Source organism: Megasphaera sueciensis (assembly GCF_050219315.1).
In the GTDB taxonomy this organism is placed as follows: domain Bacteria; phylum Bacillota; class Negativicutes; order Veillonellales; family Megasphaeraceae; genus Megasphaera_A; species Megasphaera_A sueciensis.
Genome location: NZ_CP116939.1, coordinates 1,705,853 through 1,727,867, shown reverse-complemented (window position 1 = coordinate 1,727,867; position 22,015 = coordinate 1,705,853). Strand labels below are relative to the sequence as shown.

Sequence of the window (22,015 nt, the reverse complement as noted above, 5' to 3'; positions counted from 1 at the left end):
TCAGATAATGTAAATTACAACAAATACGTGGAGTTGTTGTTTGGGAATTAATCGATATGGCGTTACTTTCATATATTAGGGTTATACATTGAAACGGAAGTACGTAATATCACCGTCACGCATAACATATTCTTTCCCTTCCAGCCTGACTAGCCCTTTTTCTTTAGCGACTGTTTCACTGCCGCAAGCAATGAGGTCATCATATGAAACAATTTCGGCACGGATAAAACCCCGTTCAATGTCGGTGTGGATTTTGCCAGCAGCATTTTGTGCTTTAGTACCATTAACGATAGTCCAAGCGCGGACTTCATCGGCACCTGCTGTAAAGAAGTTAATGAGACCCAATAATGAATAACTCGCTTTAATCAGTTTATCAAGACCGGCTTCGGGAAGATTTAATTCTTCTAAGAACATGGCAGCTTCATCTTCTGGAAGTTCTGCGATTTCTGCTTCGATCTTTGCTGATACAGCGACCACTTTAGCTCCTTCTTCGGCGGCAAATGTTTCAAGTTTTTTGACATATGGATTATCATTGGGATGACCGGCTTCGTCTTCCGCAACATTTGCAATATATATAATTGGTTTCAGTGTTAAGAGATTCAAATCTTTTATGATACCCATCTCGTCTTTGGTAAGGCTTGCTTTGCGGACAGGATTGCCAAGTTCTAAACAAGATAAAATTTTCATTAAGAGCGTATCTTCTATTTTAGCTTCCTTGTCACCGCATTGTGCAATTTTTTTGATACGGTCATCCCGCTTTTGGACAGTTTCTATGTCAGCTAAACATAACTCTGTATTAATGATATCAATATCCCGCAAGGGGTCAATAGAGCCTGAAACATGAGTTATATTAGAATCTTCAAAGCAACGGACAACTTCAGCGATCGCATCTGTTTCACGGATGTGACTTAAAAATTTATTTCCCAAACCTTCTCCTTTTGAAGCACCAGCGACAAGACCGGCGATATCAACAAACCGCATAACGGCAGGAATTGTCTTTTTGGGTTTATACATATCCGTAAGCACTTGGATACGATGATCAGGGACTTCTACAACACCTACATTAGGTTCTATTGTGCAGAAGGGGTAATTTGCAGCTTCTGCGCCGGCTTTGGTAATTGCGTTGAATAATGTGCTTTTGCCTACATTCGGCAGACCGACGATGCCGACTTCCAGATTGGTACTCAATGATATTCCACCTTTTTTATTTAATCAATTTTAAATCAGCAATACGATTGACTGCTTCAATAGTATTTTCTCTTGTGCCAAAAGCGGTAAGACGCAGGAAACCTTCGCCATGAGGACCAAATCCGGACCCTGGGGTAGTGACAACGTGTGCTTTTTTTAGGAGAAGATCAAAAAAGTCCCAGCTCTTCATGTTCGCAGGAGTTTTGACCCAGGCATATGGAGAATTGGTAGCGCCATATACTGTATAGCCGGCAGCCTGTAAGCCATCGCGTATAATATGGGCGTTTTCCATATAATAATCAACGTCAGCTTTGCATTGGTTCCGGCCTTCTTCTGAGTAAACTGCTTCGGCAGCGCGCTGAATAATATAAGGAGTTCCATTAAAGCAGGTACATTGACGTCGGTTCCAAAATTGATTTAAGGAAATGGCATTATTTTTTGCTGTATACGCTAAAACCGTTTTTGGGACAACAACATATGAGCAGCGAGTTCCTGTAAATCCTGCTGATTTGGAATAAGAGCGGAATTCGATAGCGACATCTTTAGCACCTTCTACTTCATAAATACTATGTGGTATATTCGATTCCGTAATGTAAGATTCATAGGCCGAATCATATAACAAGATAGCTTTGGTTTCTTTCGCATAGGTTATCCAAGCCGCAAGTTCTTCTTTGCTCATTGCGGTGCCTGTAGGATTGCTTGGATTGCAAAGGTAAACGAGATCAACATGTTCTTTCTTTTTGTTTGCAGGTACAGGGAAACAGCAGTTTTTTAATTCTAGTGCTTCAATTCGGTCTTTTGGAGGTTCTGCTTTAAACCCATTTTCTTCTGTACAGGGAAGATAAACAACATCTTTATAAATGCCCTTCAAATCAATGAATTCACCTGTGTGGCCAGCCATGACATTAGAGTCGAGATATACTGGATATACCGGATCTGCAACGGCAAATGTCAGATTTTTATCAAATATTTCCTGAATACATGCGACATCTGTTTTGGCACCATCACCAATAAATACTTCGTCTGTGTCGAGATGGATACCGCGTGTTTCATAATCCCATTCGATGATTTTGTTGATAAGGAATTCATACCCTTGTTCCGGACCATATCCACGAAACGTTTTGGCTTTACCCATTTCATCAACAGCTTTATGCATAGCTTCAATGACCGCTGGTGCTAAAGGTCGGGTCACATCACCGATACCTAGACGAATAATATTAGCATTAGGATTTTTTTGTGAAAAATCGGCTACTTTTTTTGCAATTGTTGCAAATAAATAGTTACCGGGGAGTTTTAAATAATTTTCATTAATATGTGCCATAATAAGCCCCTCCTTGTATACAACGATATTGATATAACGGCGTACAATTCATTTTACTACATTCGGAGAGCCTTGCAAAGAGAATTCTTGGCGATACAATTAAATAGTAAAAAGTGTAATATCCATGAAGAGAGATATATATGCCGATGATATAAAAAAGAAAAATGATAAAAATACTGACTAGGGCGAAAAGAAAAAATAAATTTTACTTTGTAAGATTTATTTCTACCCGATGATGGTAAGCTCCTTATAATGGTAAGAAACTTCTCGGATGACATTAATTCATCGGCGGGAATGATACAAATACGATGTGAGATATGATCCGCTTGACCAATGGAGAAACACGTAAGATTCATAGCATGAAGTTTATCGGGAGCAAGTACCACTTCCAAAAGGGATTCTGTAGGGACACAGTGTGCTTGGTGTGTGTTAGCGCAGCGTCATACAAATGCTTTTCCAATAGCGGGAACGATGCGGTAGATAGTCATGGCAGACAAGTCGTAAGAAGGTATACTTTGATAGATGAAACGATGACGGCGCAGGTCCCAAGCGATTTGTTTAAACGAGAGACATTGTATTAAAGCCTGTTGAATAAGGATACGTTTTGGAAAGGATAAATGCGAGCATATCATTACAAGGATTTCCTAACGAATCAGCATCTGCCAATATGTTCTATCTCAGATATTCTGGAAGAAGTTGCTTCTCCCTTCTTGTTTGTAAAAGTAATTATGTCAGGTGATGTTACTGGGGGTAGAAATCGTTATTGCAATTAACCTAGTAAAAAAACAAAGAAAAATGTAGAAATTGTAGGTTTGTCAAACATATGTTACATAGCGGAGAGAAAAGATCGGAGAACTTCATTGGGAGATTTCCAAGCCAGGGGACGCATAGGAAAATTATTGTATTCTCTATTACGGACAGCCAACTGTTTTTTGAAATCTTCAAAGGAATAAAAGCGATGATTCGCATAGAAATACTCGTTATCTTTTCGGTGAGATCGTTCTACCTTTCCGTTATGTCTTGGTGTATAGGGACGGATTTTTTGATGTACAATGCCATACGCTGCTAACTGCTGTTCAAATAAAGTTAATTTTTCCAGTTTGCTTGGACCAAATCGATTCGTAAATTCAAATCCGTTATCGGTTTGAATTTTGTGAATAGGGAACTTACATTTTCTGACAAGATGTTGGAGAAACACAGTAGAGGAATAGGTACTCTGTTCCTGAAACGCTTCCCAATAGCGAACACGGGTACATTCATCCATAGCGGTGTACTGGTACATCTTTTCACCCCGTGCATCCGCCTGCCCCACGATACAGGCAGAAGGAACGACTTTTACGTCGATCTGTACTTTTTCTCCAGGGAACAGCGCTTGTTGATAGGGCTTGGGGATGTATTTGGGGTTAGGTATCGATTTCCGTTTCAGTCCGATACGCCTCAGACAGCGATACAGGCCCGTGATGGAACGTGTGTAACCACGCTTTCTCAGTTTGACCCAAAACACGACCAGTCCGGCATGGGGATTTCGTCGTCGCATGTTCTGAATCAGTGTCATCTCTTGAGAAGTGTGTTGATTGGGATGATGGTGGGGACGTCTGGATCGAGGCTGTAACGATGCCGGGGTACCCTCATAGCGCCATTGCAAGCGATAGATAAACTGGCGATTCGTACGATATTTTATGGCAGTTTTTGTGACACCATGCTTTGTTGCATAGGAAAGAATAGATAGACGATATTTTACATCTTGTGTTATGCTGTTCATGAGAGGACTCCCTTTCTGTTATGGTTTTGCGTAGTAACTTAAGCATAACACAAAAAGGTGTTCTCTCTTTTCTGTTTTTGTAACATATCTATGGTAAACCTACAAAAAAACAAAGAAAAATGTAGAAATACTCTTGACAGAAATGACTCTGGAAAGTATAATTATTTATGTTCTGTTGAACAATATAGCGGAGCAATTGCCGACGTAGCTCAATTGGTAGAGCAACTGACTTGTAATCAGTAGGTTGTAGGTTCAAGTCCTATCGTCGGCTCCAAAATTGGTGGGGTTCCCGAGTGGCTAAAGGGAGCAGACTGTAAATCTGCCGGCGTTCGCCTTCGAAGGTTCGAATCCTTCCCCCACCACCATTTTTGTCGCGGGGTGGAGCAGTTGGTAGCTCGTCGGGCTCATAACCCGAAGGTCGTAGGTTCAAGTCCTGCCCCCGCTACCATATTTTTCACAACTTTATATCTGCTTTGAACGGTATAAGCTGTTGTAGCTCAGTCGGTAGAGCGTATCCTTGGTAAGGATAAGGTCACCGGTTCAATCCCGGTCAATAGCTCCACACATGGCGGCTTAGCTCAGTTGGCTAGAGCATGCGGTTCATACCCGCAGTGTCCAGAGTTCGAATCTCCGAGCCGCCACCATACTTCTTATAACCTCGTTCTAACGGGGTTATTTCTGTATACGGATGGATAGAATTACATAAGCAGCCAATGCCGCGTCAAAACTAGTAGAATAATTTTGTAAAATAATGTACAATAAGAAGTAGATTATTTTTTCCTAAAGGAGGAAGAACAGTAAAATGGCTAAAGAAAAATACGAAAGAACCAAACCGCATGTCAATATAGGGACGATCGGACACGTAGACCATGGCAAAACGACATTGACAGCAGCTATTACCAAAGTATTGTCGAAAAAGGGCTATGCCAAGTTTGAAGCGTATGCTGACATTGATAAAGCACCAGAAGAACGTGAACGCGGTATTACGATCAATACAGCACACGTAGAATATGAAACAGATAAACGTCATTATGCACATGTTGATTGCCCGGGGCATGCTGATTATGTAAAGAACATGATCACAGGCGCCGCACAGATGGATGGAGCTATATTGGTAGTAAGCGCCGCAGACGGCCCGATGCCGCAGACGCGTGAACATATCCTGTTAGCCCGCCAGGTAGGCGTGCCGGCAATGGTTGTATATTTGAACAAAGCCGATCAGGTAGATGATCCGGAATTGATTGAACTAGTAGAAATGGAAGTCCGCGAACTTCTTTCCAGTTATGATTTCCCCGGAGATGAAATTCCTATTATCGTGGGATCCGCGTTGAAAGCTTTGGAAGGGGATCCGGAAGCAGAAGCCAGCATTTTGAAGCTGATGGATGCCGTAGACGAATACATTCCGACACCGGACCGGCCGACCGACAAACCGTTCCTGATGCCGATCGAAGATGTATTTACCATTACTGGTCGCGGTACGGTAGCGACCGGCCGTGTAGAACGCGGAACGGTAAAAGTGGGAGACACGGTAGAAATCGTAGGGATGGCAAAGGAAGCGAAGAGCACGGTAGTCACCGGGGTAGAAATGTTCCGGAAATTGTTGGACGTGGCAGAAGCCGGGGATAACATTGGAGCACTGCTTCGCGGGGTTGATCGGAAGGAAGTCGAACGGGGACAGGTATTGGCGAAACCGGGATCGATCCATCCCCATACGACCTTTAAGGCGCAAGTATATGTACTGACGAAGGAAGAAGGCGGCCGGCATACCCCGTTTTTCAACGGGTATCGTCCACAGTTCTACTTCCGCACAACGGACGTAACCGGCGTTATCGAACTGCCGGAAGGGACAGAAATGTGCATGCCTGGCGATAATGTCAAGATGGATGTACAATTGATCACACCGATTGCGATTGAACCGGGTCTGCGTTTTGCTATTCGTGAAGGCGGCCGTACAGTGGGCGCCGGTGTTGTATCTGAAATTGAAGATAAATAAGCAGCTGCTGTAACGGCAGAACTGCAAAAAACCAGTCGTAGTCACGGCTGGTTTTTTTAGTTGAAGGGCATATAAACTGCAGATATTTGTCTTATGATAAAGAGGAGTTGATTTTTTAAGCTGAAATCTGTTATAATTAAATACAGATCAATAAAGTAAAATTTAATTATATACTATATTGCACTTTATGTAAATAAGTTTTTTAAAAATATTGGAGGTTTTATTATGTACACACTGAGCTCGGGTCGTTTTAAGAAATGTTGGGTCGGGCATAGCGTTTTAGGTAAGTGGCAATGGAATCGCTGTCCCTTGATTATGAATCAAAAACAGGATACAAAGAGATATTACAGCAGTTATTTAGGCTGATTCTTACAAACATTGATTTTGGTATTGTTTGTAAGGAGGTTTTATAATGAATATGGGAGCAAAACGCAGTGAGAAGAGATTGCTCATCTTGTCGGCAGCAATGATGGGACTTGTAGCGGTAGGAGGTACCGTAACAGGTATCCTGAGCAACTCCCAGGCAATCTTGTTGGATGGTATTTTTTCTTTTGTTGCTATCATTATTAAGGTATTGATGATGGTTACTTCGGAGTTGACACAACGTGAATCAAGCAAACGTTTTCAATTCGGTTATTGGCAATGTGAACCTGTAGTAATGTTCCTAGAGGGAACATTTACTTTATTAGTTGTTGTGTATGCTTTTTATGCAGGCATTGCAGGACTTTTAGATGGGGGACATAGCATGTCTTTTGGCATAGCGACATACTATGCCGCTTTTTTCGCTTTACTTGATTGGTTTTTTTATTTTTATGTTCGTCGCACCAATAAAAATATACAGTCTTATTTAGTTCATTATGATAATGTAAGTTGGTTTGTTGATGCCACCTTGGCTTCTGGATTATTGCTTAGCTTTGGATTTGCATGGGTTATGCAGTATACACGATTTGCATATTTAGGCATTTATGTAGATTCGTTGATTATGATAGTATTGGCAATTCAAATGATACCACCTGCCATGAAAATTTTAATTCCGTCTGTTAAGCAAATTTTAGGCGTGGCACCTATTGAATTGCATAATCATGTTCAGCAGGTTATGGATCGGTTTATGGAGCGATATGGCTTCAGCGATTATGTTTCCAGTGTGCAGGCGTATGGGCGGGCGAAGATTATTGAGATAGACATATTATTGCCACGTGATTATCCTATACAAAATGTGGCAGAGTTAGATCGAATTCGAACAGAAATTGATCATTCTATTGGATATCCGTCTTATGAAAAATGGTTGACTATCAGTTTTACAACAACAAAAACTTGGATGGCAAAGGATTATGAGCTGGGAGAGGCAGGATAACCGGCGTTGGGGGGGGTAAGCATGAATAAAAGTGACCGCTTTATGGGATGTATGCTTGGCGGTGCGACAGGTGATGCATTGGGTTTCCTAATCGAATTTGATAATTTAGATACGATTCGGAAAAAATATGGACCTTATGGACTGCGCACTGTATTAAAGCTTGAATCCAACGGTCGCCGCGGGGTTATTTCTGATGATACGCAAATGGCTTTGTTTACGGCAGATGGATTATTGTGGGCTAGTCATGATGATTTACTTCCGCAGGAAGGACTGTATCGTTCTTATATGCGGTGGTACTACACTCAGACAGAACACATTGTCCGACCAGAACAGGCTAAATGGATAAAAACGCAGGCTCATGAACAATATTGGCATTATGATATAATGAGTGACAAAGATTTATTCGTACGTCGTTCTCCGGGAATGACCTGTTTATCTGTTTTGTCATCGGGGAAAATTTGCAATGAAGATGCAACCTTAAATAACAGTAAAGGTTGTGGGACCGTTATGAGGGCTGCGCCAGTAGGGATGTTTTATGCCGGGGATCCGGAAAAAGCGTTTTATGTAGGATGCCAGTCTGCATCTTTAACACATGGGAATCCTACAGGATATCTGGCAGCAGGTACACTGAGTGCGGCTATATCCTTATTGTTGACAGAGAAGAATATCAAGTTTGTTATATCGGAAATGATGCATATATTACAGGGATATGAGAATCATGAAGAAGTATTGACTGCTCTTAAATTGGCAATTGATGAATCTGCAACAGATAGAGACCCAATTAAATCATTAGGGAGAATTGGGGCTGGATGGGTAGCGGAAGAAGCATTAGCAGCCGCAGTTTATTGCTTGCTTAAAACGGGAAAGTTAAAAGATGCTGTTATTATGGCATGCAACCATGATGGAGATAGTGATTCATGTGGAGCTGTCTGTGGTAATTTGGCAGGTGCTTTGTATGGTATTGAAGAAGTTCCGAAAAATTGGATCAGTCATTTGGAATGTCTGGATTTATTAAAGAAGATGGCGAAATGTTTGTATACGTATAATAATGATAAGGCATAAAGCTATTACAAAAATTAATAACAGAGAGCGTTGCATGTATTATGTTAGATAAGGCGCTCTCTGTTATTTTGTATTGACAAATATAATAGTAAGATATACCATAATTATATATACTTATTTTGGAACAGTATTGCATATATAGCAACTAAACTGAATTTTTAGAAGGAGGAAGGCGTGTGATAGGTTCTATTGATCGAGCGCTGCAAATTTTTCAACTTTTTCAACAAGAAAAAAAAGAATTAAGTGTTACACAAATCAGTAAAAAAATGTGTATTCATAAAAGTACGGTTTGCCGTACATTGGAAACATTGGAAAGTAGAGGTTTTGTTCGACAGAATCAAGAGACCGGTAAATATTGGCTGGGTTTGTCGGTATATTCATTAGGCATGTTGTTTCGTCAGCAGGAACCTTTGCAGAAACTTGCATATCCGTATGCCAAAGCGCTGGCTGAAAAATTTAATGAGGGAGTCCACATTACTGTTTTACAGCGGAACGGCGGGCCGTACCCGCAGCATATTGTTTTAGAAAAAATTCAATCGCAGCAAGTGTTAAATTTAGCCCCTCCCGTGGGTTCTGTCAGTCCTAGTTATTGTTCGGCATCAGGAAAATGTCTCATGGCATATGCTGACGATGCTTTTTTACGGCAATATGAGAACTGCATGCTGCCACGTTTTACGGAACATACAGTGACTGATTGGAATCTGCTGCGGCAGGAATTATCTCAAATCCGCACGGATGGATATGCTGTAGATAGAGAGGAATTGGAAATAGGTCTTACCTGTGTAGCGGCACCCATTTTTGGAGAAAATCATGACATTACCGCGGCGATTAGTTTATCTGGCCCAGTAACCAGAATATCGGAACGAGAATTGCCAGGGATTATTGCGGCTGTGAAAGAAGCAGCGGAAGAAATTTCACATCTTGTATAAGCAAGGTGATTTTTCTGCAATAAAAAGGGAACATCGTTGCATATAAAGCAACAAATATATAATAACATATATTTAAAGAAATGAGGGATACAGATGAAAAAATTATTGTCAGGAAATGAAGGAGTTGCTCGCGGTGCGTATGAAGCAGGAGTGGTCTATGCAGCCGCCTATCCAGGAACGCCTAGTACCGAAATCTTGGAAAATATTAGTAAGTATAAGGGGGATATTATAGCTGAATGGGCTCCGAATGAAAAAGTAGCTGTTGAAAGCGCTATTGGTGCTTCTCTAGCGGGAGGGAGAGCGCTTTCGGCTATGAAAATGGTCGGACTTAATGTTGCGGCAGATCCTTTTTTTAGTTGTGCATATGCAGGGGTAAATGGGGGATTTATTATTGTTGATGCAGATGATCCGGGACTTCATTCTTCGCAAAATGAACAAGATAACCGCCATTTTGCCGTAGCGGCTAAAGTGGCGATGGTTGAACCGAGTGATAGCCAAGAAGCTAAAGATATGGTCAAAACTGCACTGGAAATAAGTGAAAAATTTGATACCCCAGTGTTATTTCGGATGACGACACGTGTATGTCATAGTAAAAGTTTAGTAGAATTTAAGGAACGGGAAGAACTGGCAAAAAAACCATATGTGAAAAATTTTGCTAAGTACTCACTTATTCCGGCACATGCAAAAAAATTGCATTATGTTGTAGAAGACCGTTTAAAGAAATTAGCAGCGTATTCTGAACAAACATCATTAAATTATATAGAATGGAATGATAAACATATCGGAGTTATTGCCTCAGGCATTTCTTTTCAATATGCCAAAGAAGTTTTTGGGGATACGGTTTCCTATCTGAAATTGGGCTTTACCCATCCGCTGCCTATAGAAAAAATTAAAGCATTTGCTAAAGAAGTAGAGACGTTATATGTCATTGAAGAGTTAGATCCTTTTTTGGAAATACAAATTAAAGCGGCAGGGATTCATTGTATTGGGAAAGATAAAATACCTGGGATTGAAGAATTAAATCCTGATATTGTGGCTAAAGCTTTTTTGGGAGAAGGGCGTTCTACTCTCTCTTATGATACGGACAAAGTGATTGGACGTCCGCCGACATTATGTGCAGGTTGTCCGCATCGAGGTTTTTTTTATGTTTTGAGTAAAAAGAAAAACGTTATGATGACGGGTGATATCGGTTGTTATGGATTGGGAGGATCTGAACCCCTTAATGCTCAAGATACCTGTATTTGTATGGGGTCCAGCATCAGTACAGCACATGGGGCAAAAAAAGTGTTTGAAAAGTATGATGATTCTATGCGTGTTGTTGCAGTTCTTGGCGATTCCACTTTTTTCCATACAGGAATGAACAGTTTACTGCAGGCAGTATATAACAATAGCAAAATTGTTACTGTTATTTTGGATAATCGAATTACGGGGATGACAGGGCATCAGGACAATCCTGGTTCGGGATATACCTTGCAAGGAGATAAAACAAATGTTACAGATTTGCCGTTGCTGGTCAAAGCATTAGGAATTAAATATGTTCGAACGGTTAATCCTCTTCATTTAAAAGAAGTTGATGATGCCTTGGAATGGGCGATGTCGCTTGATGGCCCGTCAGTTATTATTACGCGGTGGCCGTGTGTTTTAAAAAAGCATACACCTGAAGATATTGCTGAATTTGGACATTATAAAGGAACCTGCCGGGTAGATACAGAAAAGTGCATTGGCTGTCGCAGGTGTACAACGACTGGATGTCCGGCACTTGTTTATAAAAAAGAGGATAAAAAAGTCAATATTGATGATGTACAATGTGACGGCTGCACTGTGTGTGCACAGGTGTGTCCGGTGCAAGCTATAGAAAGGGTCGGTGAATAATCATGACAGATGTAAAGAATATTTTATTGGTAGGTGTAGGTGGGCAGGGGACTATCCTTGTCAGTTCTATCTTGTCAAATGGATTGATTACCGCCGGTTATGATGTAAAAATGTCAGAAATACATGGTATGAGTCAGAGAGGAGGAAGTGTTAGTACGCAAGTGAGATTTGGAAAAAAAGTCTTTTCACCGATTATTGGCAAAGGAGAAGCCGATGTGCTGGTAGCTTTTGAACAAATGGAAGGACTGCGATATCTCGGACATCTTCGACCGGAGGGGAAAATAGTTGTCAATGATTATCAAATTCCTTCAGCGCCTATTCTCATGGGAGCGTGTGATTATCCATCACATATCATTGAGGAAATTATATCTCATGCAGATGCGACTGTAATCAAAGCAGGAGATATTGCCCGTGATATTGGCAATCCAAAGTGTATGAATGTTGTTCTTTTTGGGGCTCTTGTTAAAGCGATGGGACTCATACACATCGATTGGGAACAAGCTATACGTGATAATGTAAAACCAAAAACGATTGAGGTTAATATTCGTGCATATCATGCAGGGCTTGAAGCATAGGGGAAGCAAAGACATGAATTATATGAAGGAATATAAAAAAAAAATAAAGACTCCGGAAGAAGCCGTTAAGATTGTCCAAGATGGAGACTGGGTCGATTATTGTGCGGGAGCGGCATTTCCAGAACTTTTAGATGCAGCATTAGCTGCTCGGAAAGGAGACCTCCATGATGTAAATGTGCGGGGAAATCTAGAGGTAAAACCGGTGAAAGTAGCAGAACAAGATCCCGAGAATATATCGTTTACATATAATACGTGGCATTGTTCAGGATATGGACGGCACTATATTGACAGAGGAGGAGCTTTTTTTTCACCTATGTTGTTTCGTAACTGCGGCTCTTATTATACCCGTGGACTAGCTAACGTGGATGTTGTTATGATTACAGCAGCCCCTATGGATAAAAACGGCAACTTCAGTTTTGGACTTAATAACTGCGCTACTCAGGAAATTATTGATAAGGCTGCACATGTCATTTTGGAAGTAAATCCTAATATGCCGGTCATTTATGGTCTTGCTTGTGATCATATTCATATTTCAGAGGTGGATAGCATTGTAGAAAGCAACGTCCCGGTAGGGGGGGTGCCTAATTCTACAGCAACAGATATTGATAAAAAAATTGCAGCTTATATTTTTCCTTATTTGCAAAACGGTATGACGTTACAATTAGGAATTGGAGGAACGCCAAATGCATTAGGTGATTTAATTGCGCGTTCCGAACTGAAAGATTTGGGAATGCATGCTGAATTTATGAGTGATGGGTATTTGAGTTTGTATCAAGCAGGTAAAATTACTAATCAAAAAAAAGAACTGCAGCGGGGCAAAGGTGTTTTTTCGACATGTGCCGGGTCTCGAGAGTTGTATGATTATATGGATCATAATATGGATATAATGTCGGCACCTATGAGCTATGTCAATGACCCTTATGTTATTGGCCAGTTTAAAAATTTTGTTTCGATTAATGGCTGTATTGCAGTGGATCTATATGGCCAGGTATGTTCTGAATCGGCGGGTATGCGGCAAATCAGTGGTACCGGAGGACAACTGGATTTTGTGACTGGAACATATTTATCTGAACATGGACAAGCTTTTTTAGCTATGAGTTCGGCTTTTTTTGATGCAAAAGGACACATTCATTCTCGGATTTTACCAAGGTTTACAGCTGGAGATATTATTACTACACCGCGGACCCAAGCACCATGCATTGTAACAGAATATGGAATTGCTTCCCTTACAGGAAAGACTACTTGGCAAAGAGCAGAGGCACTTATTTCTATTGCCCATCCTGCATTTCGGGAAACATTGATTGACGCGGCAGCAAAACAAAAGATATGGCGGCGTTCTAATCATAGATAAGAGATAAATAATATGCGCTATGTTCTGGAAGGTACGTATATAAATTGTGAGTATTTTATTAAAATGGTAAGAGGTATTATTTAGATAGATATAAATACTATAAAATTTTTGCTAAAAATGATAATTATAATTACTTTTTAATTAAAAAAGAAAGAAAAGTATATTGTTATGCTTTTTTATTGTGAGAAAGTTCACTTTTAGGAATGCTGATTATGTGTTTGACGAAATAACTTTTTATGGTAGAATAAGATTGATATATAAGAATCTTTTATTTTGCCATCCTGGCAGTATTGTAACTGGTTTTTTTCCATGCAGAATGACAACGGGAAAGCGGAATAAAGATGTAAAAAAGATATGAGGCGATTGAAATGATAGATATTCAAAAGATTCGTTCGACGGATCCACTTCAGTTAAGGCATCCTTATAAAACTCGTGAAGGCGGCGCAACGGTCACCGTATTTGTCCCGTATAACTGCAATAACCACTGCCCCTTTTGCATCAATAAGGAAGAGTATAATAATATGGATGGCTTTTCAGTGGAGAAAATTTGTGATAGTATCAAACAGATGGATAGGATTACCCCTGATTGTGATTTTGTATTTACAGGAGGAGAACCTTTTGCCAATTTAGAATCCTTGCAGAAAATGCTGGATATTATTCCACATACACATAAAGTATACATTAATACGACACTTCCTGTATCACAGTTTCAGTCGGAAGAAGATATAATAACCTTTACACGAAGGAATAAAGATAAAATTACATGTATTAATGTGTCAAGACATATGCAGCATTATGTCCAAGAATCGAATGATCGGCTTTTGGGAAGATTGGCGGTTCCCTTTCGTATTAATTGTGTATTGTATAAAAATTATCCGGCTATTGAAATTGTTCCTTATTTGGAACGATTTCATCAGATTTCCGGGGCATCTATCCAATTTCGCTTTGATTATACGGAAACTACGCCGGATAATCTTTATGAAGAAAAAAATGATAAAATTTTGCGGGATTTAAAACGTATTGCTCGATATACAGGGCTAGATGGATGTCGTATGCGGTGTGGATTTCATTTTGATTATAAAGGGATGGAAATGACGTATCATAAGACGCTTCCTTATAGTACTATAATCGAACGGGATGAACGTAACGGGGTGACATATGCCATACTTTATGATATTTTAATTAAGCAAAATGGCGATATTCATTCTGATTGGGATGGAACGATGCTTGATGTTTCGGCATATGAATATGTGTCCTATGAGCCCTACGATTTAAAATGGTTGCAGCGGTGTGAAGTATCTGGCATGTTTGCTCACAAAGTATGTGCCGCTTTATAAAAAATGATAAAACCAGACCTCAAAGGAGTGTCTGGTTTTTTATTTTAATCAATTAAGAAAATAAGTAAAAATATTATATGTATTATTACAGTGGACAAATGATAAGAATATCGTAAATTTTTAATCCGTTTCTAATCTATAAAATAAATGGATATGATACAATACATGGAGAAATGTATTGGAAATGAGGTGACACGTTGGCCATTACAGTGCTGTTTGGAAAAGCTGGGAGCGGAAAAACAGAATATTGTTTTTCACAAATAAAAAATTGGGCCGTTTACGGCGGCAATGCATTATTACTTGTACCGGATCAGGGAACTTATGGTATGGAAAGACGATTTGCTGAGACCATGCCAGGAAAAGGTTTTGCAGGTATACAAATTTTAGGCTTTTCTCGACTGGCCTATCGTGTGTTTACGGAACGGGGGAAAGAGCAGCAGTCTCTCTCGGAATTAGCACGGAAAATAGTGTTGCAGCGTTTGCTGCATAAATATGAAAAACAGTTCACCCTATTGCAAACGGCTTCACGGCAATCCAATTTTGCCGATATGGTCGGCCAGTTTATTTGGGAATGCCGATCATTTTGCATTAGTGCTGCCGATTTGCGAAATGCAGCAGCTGGTTTAGATAATCAAACATTAGCCCGTAAACTGCAAGATGCAGCTGTTCTTTATGAAGGCTATTGTGATTTTCTTACAGAACGTTTTGGTGATGCCGATGATATAATGACGTTGTTGATCAGGGAGCTTCCGCATTATTCTTTTTTACAAGGTGCGCATATTTGGATTGATGGATTTCATTGGTTTACGCCGCAGCAAATGCAGGTTATTAAAGTATTGGGTGAAACAGCTGCTGCACTAACGATTACACTGACGACAGATCCGGAACATGTAGCGGAACAGCAACGGGAAACTGCTTTATTTCACCGATCCTACGAAGTATATTGTCAATTGCGGGAGTTATTTCCGGGATTGACAACGCAGGCAGTTGCCTATAATGATAATAAAAAGACAGAAGCTTTTGTCGATGGTTTTTTTCAAATTGTGCCTAGAAAGCAGGAACAGCCTGTTGAAAATGTGCATGTCATGGAATGTGCAAATTATGAAGTGGAAATAGATGCTGTTGCCCGCCGCATTCTGGAACTTTGCCGCCAGGGATTTAGATACCGTGATATACTGGTATTATCCCGAAACAGCGATTTATATAATCACATCGTAGAACGCGTATTTTGCAAATATCATATTCCTTGCTTCAGTGATTACCGGCGTCCCATGACAGAACATCCGGTAACGGAAGCTATTATAGCAGTTCTTGATGTTTTAAAATCTCATTGGGCATATGAACCTTTATTTCGTCTGTTAAAGACAGATTTACTTCCTTTACATCGGCATGATGTAGATACGTTGGAAAATTATTGTCTGGCTCATGGAATACAAGGATACCATTGGCTTCAGAATAAAAACTGGACATATTATACACGGAATTTTATTGATGATAACGTGATACATAGCAAAGATGAAATGGAGTATCTGGCACATATCAATGAAATCCGTCATGCAATATATGAATTAGTCAATCCGTTGTATGCAGCTTCTCAGGAACTACATACACTGCGACAGTGGTGTACCCTTTTATATCAATGGCTGCAGCATTCTGGCATTATAGAGACATTGCGCAGATGGAAACAAAGCGATGATAGGCAGGGACATGCACTAGAAAGTAAAGAACATGAACAAGTTTTTAAACAAATATTGGAGTTTCTTCAGGAATTAGTTGAACTGTGTGGGGATGATACAGTCGATTTAGAAGAATTTTCACAGATGATTGCAGACGGACTGAATAGCCTTACGTTCAGTATTATTCCCCCTACCTTGGATCATGTGACAATTACTTCTGTGGAACGTGGATATACGATGCAATCTAAGATTGTGTTTGTATGTGGTGTCAATGACGGAATTTTTCCAAAACGAAACAGTGATGAAAATTTGCTTACCGATAACGAGCGAAAAGAGCTGGGAGCGCTGGGACTTGTTTTGGGCCCCGGAAGTCGTTTTCGGTCCTTTCAGGAACGATTTTTATTTTATATTGCTGTAACCAGAGCAACAGAACAAATTTATCTTTCGTATGCATTAGCAGATGAAGAGGGGGCCGTACTGGAAGCATCTACTTGGATTCATCAAATGGTTGATCAGGGGTACGTGGTTCCCGGAAAAATGGAAAATGGCAGTATCCCTGCTGGCAGAGAGTCTGAGTATATAGTGTCTTTGCCAGTGGCACTGCGGTATTTGCCGGTTATGTTGCGACCTGCGGTAGAGGGAAAACCTGTTGCTGATTTATGGTGGGCGCTATACGACTGGTCATATGAACATGGCTGGCGTGAACAAACAGTACATGCTGTACAAGGGTTGTTTCATAAAAATGTACCGCAGCCATTGCCGTTGGATTTAGTGCGCAGATTGTATGCTCCACAGGGACAATTACGTGGATCTGTAACTAAGTTTGAGCGGTATCGCAGCTGTCCTTTTGCATATTTTTCTCAATATGGACTTGGTTTGGAAGAACGTCCTGTTTATCGTTTTGCGGCACCGGACTTAGGTATGCTGGTGCACGGTGCACTGCGTCTTATGGGGGAAGAATTATTGGCTCATGGACGTCAATGGCGTGATGTGGAAGAAAAAGAAATAGTTGTGATGTGTCGACAGGCTACGGAACAATTAGCTCCAGATATTCAGCATGATATTCTTATGACCAATGCATATTTCGAACAGATTAAAGAACGTCTGATCAAAACACTGATCAGAACTGTTAAGCGGTTGTGTTCCTTTAGTCAAGCATCACGATTCCAAATGGCAGCATTGGAAAAATCTTTTGGCTGCGGAAAGGACGCATGGCAGCCTTTCCGTTTTATGTTAGAAAATGGGATGGAAGTCATTGTAACGGGACAAATTGACAGAGTTGACATATTACATGAAGATGGACGTGATTTTATTGTTATTATTGATTATAAGTCAGGAAACAAGAAAATAGATTTGACGCAAGTCTACTTTGGATTGGAATTACAACTTTTAACGTATATGTATATTGCATTGCTTAATTTGGATGGTGATGCTGTTCCGGCAGCAATTCTTTACTGCTACGTCCGAGATGATAAAACTTTTTTAAATCGTCCGGTGACGGAAAAAGAGAAGGAAGAACTGTATAATAAGCGCAGCAAACTGAATGGATGTTATTTACAAGATAGCCAGGTTATGCAGAAATTAGATACTTCTATGGAAGGCATTTCCCAGTATTTGAATTTGCGTTTGAAAAGGGATGGTACATTAAGCACGCAGTCGGTGAATGTTTATAGTGAAGAAACATGGCAGTCCTTATTACTTCTTACATCGGATAGAATTCGTGCTATTGCGGAATGCATTGCTAAAGGCGACATTTCTATCCGGCCTATCCTACTGTCGCAGCGAACTCCTTGTCAATATTGCCCTTATGCCGCTGTTTGTTCTTTTGATCCAAAGTTGAAGGAAAATAAATATGCAGTAGAACAAAAACGTAAGGCTATTGAAATTATTAAAGAAATGGAAGGAGGAGGAGCTGCGCATGGCTTGGACTAAAGAACAGAAGGAAGCTATTAACAGCAGGGGGCAGACATTGTTATTATCGGCAGCCGCAGGTTCTGGAAAAACGGCGGTTTTAGTAGAACGTATAGTCCGGCGGCTTCTTGATAAACGAGATCCTTTGGATATTACAGAATTACTTGTCGTGACTTTTACAAAAGCCGCTGCCTCAGAAATGCGTGAACGTGTTGCTGCTGCACTGACACAGGCTTTGGATGAGCATAATGATCCAGTCGTGGAACGACAGCTGGCGCTATTGCCATCGGCTCATATTTCTACACTCCATTCTTTCTGTCAGACGGTAATCCGCCGATATTTTTATACTATTGATATAGATCCTAACTTTTCTGTCGCAGGAGAAGAAGAATTAAATTTACTGCGCAACAATGTAATGGAAGAAGTATTTCTTTCTTATTATGAAAATGAAAATAAGGCTGTTTTGTTATATCCGCTTGCTGATATGTTTGGTAATGACCGCGGTGACGACACATTGATGCATGTAGTGGAACAAGTTTATGATTATTCGCGAAGCTTGCCTTGGCCGTCTGACTGGCTTGAACATGCGGTACAGGACTATGATATTCCTTGTGATGCCAGCATTGACGACATGCGGTGGTGCCGGCCGATTATGTATCATATACAAGCTGTATTGCAAGAACAACTTCTGATATACGAAGAGATGTTACATGATATTGGTAATTTACCAGCCTTTCAAAGCATCCGGGGACAGTTGGAGCAAGAACGAGATATGATACAGCGGGCTGAAACGTGTAGATATTGGCAGGAAATGGCGTCAGCTGTGAATGGTATTTCCTTCGAACGGCTTAAAAGTTTACGGGGACTTTCGGAAGAAGATAAAAAACGGTGGGAACTTTGCAAGGATCGGCGGGCAGAGGTAAAGAAACAAATTAAAGAGGAATTACAGGCGTCGTACTTTTCGATTACAGCAGAGGATTGGCTGCAGGGAATGAGGACCATGTACCCTGTGATAAAAGGATTAGCGGCGCTTACTGTTGATTTTTCAAAAGCGTACCGTCTTGCAAAAAAAGAAAAAGGTTGGATTGATTTTAGTGATTTAGAGCATTTTTGTCTGCAGATACTACTATCTGTGCAATCACGGCCGGGATATCCGGTGCGTTCAGCCGTGGCAGAAGAACTAAGGCATACTTTTCGGGAAGTCTTGATTGATGAATATCAAGATACAAATGGAGTACAAGAACTTATTACAAAACTAGTGTCTTGTGATGATAATCGTTTTATGGTAGGAGATATTAAGCAGAGTATATATCGGTTCAGACTGGCAGATCCAACGTTATTTTTACATAAGTACAACACTTTTAGTAGAGAAACAGGGGCTGTAAGGCGTTGTATTGATTTATCAAAGAATTTTCGAAGTGCCCCTAATATTCTTGCAGCTGTTAATGAAGTATTTTCTCGGGCAATGACAGAAGATGCGGTGGGAATGGGATACGGAGAACATGAAAAACTGTATGCTGCCCGTTCTGTTATTGATGACCGGCGTTGGATCGGCGGACCTGTTGAAATTCATCTTTTAGATACCGCTTCACAGGAACGTATAATAGATACTCTGGATGAGGACGAAGAAATCGAAGCAGCAAAAGCAGGGGACGCCGACTTAACAGCATTTGAGCAGGAATGTCTGCTTGTTGTGAACCGCTTGCAGGAGCTAAAAGCAAGTGATAAGTTTGTTTCTCGTAAAGATGGTACGATGGAACCATTGTCTTGGCGGCATATAGTCATTTTAATGCGGTCTATGGCAGGTAAAGCAGATGTGATGCTCAAGGCTTTGCAAGCTGCGGGGATTCCCTCCTATGCAGAGCAAAACGGTGGTTATTTTGCTGCAGTTGAAGTACAAACCATGTTGGCTTTGCTGCAGTGTATTGATAATCCGGAACAAGATTTGGCGATGGCGGCAGTACTGCGTTCTCCTATTGTAGGAATGAATGAAGCCTCATTGGCTCGGTTGCGTTTGAGTGGTTCAGATACATTGTGGCAGAATTTGACAACATATATAGAACAAGTATCTGATGAGGCGGAACGTAATGCATTACAAAATTTTCGCGAGCATATGGAAGAATGGCGGACTTTTAGCCGCCGCTCCGGAGTAGCAAATTTGCTTCAACGTCTTTATACGGATACCGCTTATTTTCAATATATTGGCGGTATGACGGGTGGAATTTCCCGTCAAGCCAATTTGCAGGCATTATATGATCGTGCGAGACAATATGAAGAAGCCGGGTATCGCGGCTTGTTCCGATATTTAAAACTGATAGATAAAATGCGTGACGATAAACTTGATTTGGCACCTGCTAAAGTTCTTGGCGAGGGAGAAGATGTTGTACGCGTTATGAGTATTCATAAGAGTAAGGGATTGGAATTTCCTGTTGTTATTATTGCTGATATGGGAAAAAATTTTAATCGGCAGGACATGCAATCTCCTATTCTTTTTCATAATATACAAGGTATCGGTTTAAAACAATATGACCCGGAATGGCGTATGTTTTATCCTACATTTATTTGGAATGGTATTCGAACACAATTGGACTGGGAAGGAAAAGCAGAAGAGCAACGGATATTATATGTAGCAATGACAAGAGCTAGAGATAAATTAATATTGACGGGTCATAGCAGTTCAATAATGGGGAAATGGCAGCGTTGGGTGTCAGACATAAATCCAAGCCGGGCTGTTTCATATCTTGATTGGGTTATGCCGATTTTAGCAATGCGTAAAGAGTGTGCTCCTTTAGAATACGCGATGCAAGATGGAAAAGACGAAGTATGTAAGAGTGGAGTATGGCAACTGTTTCTTCATCACCAGGTTCCATGTTTTGAAAAAATAAAAAACAATGATGTGGATTTACGACTGCAGCTATTGCATCAGAATAAATTGACACATACGATGGTACCTGAATGGATGAAATCGCAATTGTCATGGCAGTATGAATATCCTCTGGCAGTACAGACTCCAGCAAAGTTTTCTGTATCTGAAATTAAACGTCGTATGTATACCGGACAGCAAGTAATACATTTAGAAGGAGATGAACTTGCTGTTACGCAAATGGCAGCCATAGCACCGATTGATGATGTGTTTGCACAGCTGCCGCATTGGTTAAGTGAAGAAGACGCTGTTATCACAGGGACACAGCGCGGTACGGTACTTCATAAAGTTATGCAATATGTAACGGTAAGTCCTGAGATAACGACAGCATCACTGCACGAAGCATTGGCAGACTGGGAAAGTAAAGGAATATTTACTAATGAAGAAGTGCGGTTGGTATATATGCCGACGGTATTACATTTCTGCCAATCTGATTTGGGAAGACGTATGGCAGCCGCTTCTATTCTGCATCGGGAATATCCTTTTACCATTCTCTTTGAAGGGGGCGGAGTGCTCCCGTCTGTGGAAAAGGGGGATTATATTTTAGTGCAGGGCGTTATTGATTGTTTGTTTAAAGATGAAAGAGGATGGGTGTTGGTTGATTATAAAACAGATCATCTCGATTCGGATGAAGAATTTCATAAACGATATGAAATACAATTAAATTTATATAAGCGGGCTATAGAACAAATTTTTGCAGAACCTGTTTCGGCAGTATATGTGTATAGTTTTTATTTACAGCGAATTATTGATTTTTAAAG

Annotated in this window: 14 protein-coding genes and 5 tRNA genes; 16 read left to right on the top strand and 3 right to left on the bottom strand. The window is 40.5% G+C overall.

Features of this window, described 5'->3' with window-relative positions; genetic code table 11:
- Window positions 1-81: 81 nt before the first annotated feature.
- From ychF to NXG62_RS08305, 3 genes are all read right to left on the bottom strand, one after another.
- On the bottom strand, window positions 82-1,188 hold the full coding sequence (ychF, locus tag NXG62_RS08315) for a redox-regulated ATPase YchF (protein WP_427111978.1): 1,107 nt from the start codon (window positions 1,186-1,188) through the stop codon (window positions 82-84).
- Window positions 1,189-1,204: 16 nt separating this feature from the next.
- Window positions 1,205-2,509 (bottom strand): LL-diaminopimelate aminotransferase, encoded by a 1,305-nt coding sequence (locus NXG62_RS08310; protein ID WP_427111977.1) that lies wholly within the window; start codon window positions 2,507-2,509, stop codon window positions 1,205-1,207.
- An 826-nt stretch (window positions 2,510-3,335) separates the two neighbouring features.
- Window positions 3,336-4,271: a DDE-type integrase/transposase/recombinase gene (locus NXG62_RS08305; protein ID WP_427111976.1), complete on the bottom strand. Its 936-nt coding sequence runs from the start codon at window positions 4,269-4,271 to the stop codon at window positions 3,336-3,338.
- Between the two features lie 198 nt (window positions 4,272-4,469).
- Between NXG62_RS08305 and NXG62_RS08300 the strand changes: the two genes are divergently transcribed.
- The 16 genes from NXG62_RS08300 (at window position 4,470) to addA (ending at window position 22,013) form a co-directional block, all read left to right on the top strand.
- A tRNA-Thr gene (locus tag NXG62_RS08300) sits at window positions 4,470-4,545 on the top strand.
- Window positions 4,546-4,550: 5 nt separating this feature from the next.
- Window positions 4,551-4,636, top strand: a tRNA-Tyr gene (locus NXG62_RS08295).
- Window positions 4,637-4,643: 7 nt separating this feature from the next.
- Window positions 4,644-4,719 (top strand) — tRNA-Met (locus NXG62_RS08290).
- A gap of 38 nt (window positions 4,720-4,757) precedes the next feature.
- Window positions 4,758-4,833 (top strand) — tRNA-Thr (locus NXG62_RS08285).
- A 5-nt stretch (window positions 4,834-4,838) separates the two neighbouring features.
- Window positions 4,839-4,915, top strand: a tRNA-Met gene (locus tag NXG62_RS08280).
- Between the two features lie 158 nt (window positions 4,916-5,073).
- Window positions 5,074-6,264 carry an elongation factor Tu gene (gene tuf, locus NXG62_RS08275; RefSeq protein WP_427111902.1) on the top strand — a complete coding sequence of 397 codons (1,191 nt, stop codon included), beginning with the start codon at window positions 5,074-5,076 and terminating at the stop codon, window positions 6,262-6,264.
- Between the two features lie 225 nt (window positions 6,265-6,489).
- Window positions 6,490-6,630 carry a hypothetical protein gene (locus NXG62_RS08270; protein WP_427111975.1) on the top strand — a complete coding sequence of 47 codons (141 nt, stop codon included), beginning with the start codon at window positions 6,490-6,492 and terminating at the stop codon, window positions 6,628-6,630.
- 46 nt (window positions 6,631-6,676) lie between these two features.
- Window positions 6,677-7,618, top strand: coding sequence for a cation diffusion facilitator family transporter (locus NXG62_RS08265; RefSeq protein WP_427111974.1), 942 nt, complete (start codon window positions 6,677-6,679; stop codon window positions 7,616-7,618).
- 21 nt (window positions 7,619-7,639) lie between these two features.
- Window positions 7,640-8,680, top strand: coding sequence for an ADP-ribosylglycohydrolase family protein (locus tag NXG62_RS08260; RefSeq protein ID WP_427111973.1), 1,041 nt, complete (start codon window positions 7,640-7,642; stop codon window positions 8,678-8,680).
- 176 nt (window positions 8,681-8,856) lie between these two features.
- Window positions 8,857-9,609, top strand: a complete 753-nt coding sequence (locus tag NXG62_RS08255; RefSeq protein ID WP_322351592.1) for an IclR family transcriptional regulator domain-containing protein — start codon at window positions 8,857-8,859, stop codon at window positions 9,607-9,609.
- Between the two features lie 93 nt (window positions 9,610-9,702).
- Window positions 9,703-11,481, top strand: coding sequence for an indolepyruvate ferredoxin oxidoreductase subunit alpha (iorA, locus tag NXG62_RS08250; protein WP_427111972.1), 1,779 nt, complete (start codon window positions 9,703-9,705; stop codon window positions 11,479-11,481).
- A gap of 2 nt (window positions 11,482-11,483) precedes the next feature.
- Window positions 11,484-12,056 (top strand): indolepyruvate oxidoreductase subunit beta, encoded by a 573-nt coding sequence (locus NXG62_RS08245; RefSeq protein ID WP_427111971.1) that lies wholly within the window; start codon window positions 11,484-11,486, stop codon window positions 12,054-12,056.
- 13 nt (window positions 12,057-12,069) lie between these two features.
- Window positions 12,070-13,407 (top strand): acetyl-CoA hydrolase/transferase family protein, encoded by a 1,338-nt coding sequence (locus NXG62_RS08240; RefSeq protein WP_427111970.1) that lies wholly within the window; start codon window positions 12,070-12,072, stop codon window positions 13,405-13,407.
- A gap of 368 nt (window positions 13,408-13,775) precedes the next feature.
- Entirely contained in the window at window positions 13,776-14,744 is a 969-nt protein-coding gene (locus tag NXG62_RS08235; protein WP_427111969.1) for a 4Fe-4S cluster-binding domain-containing protein, read from the top strand.
- A 197-nt stretch (window positions 14,745-14,941) separates the two neighbouring features.
- On the top strand, window positions 14,942-18,352 hold the full coding sequence (addB, locus tag NXG62_RS08230) for a helicase-exonuclease AddAB subunit AddB (protein ID WP_427111968.1): 3,411 nt from the start codon (window positions 14,942-14,944) through the stop codon (window positions 18,350-18,352).
- Window positions 18,339-22,013: a helicase-exonuclease AddAB subunit AddA gene (gene addA, locus NXG62_RS08225; protein ID WP_427111967.1), complete on the top strand. Its 3,675-nt coding sequence runs from the start codon at window positions 18,339-18,341 to the stop codon at window positions 22,011-22,013. The genes addB and addA overlap by 14 nt, the downstream gene beginning before the upstream one ends.
- Window positions 22,014-22,015 lie beyond the last annotated feature (2 nt).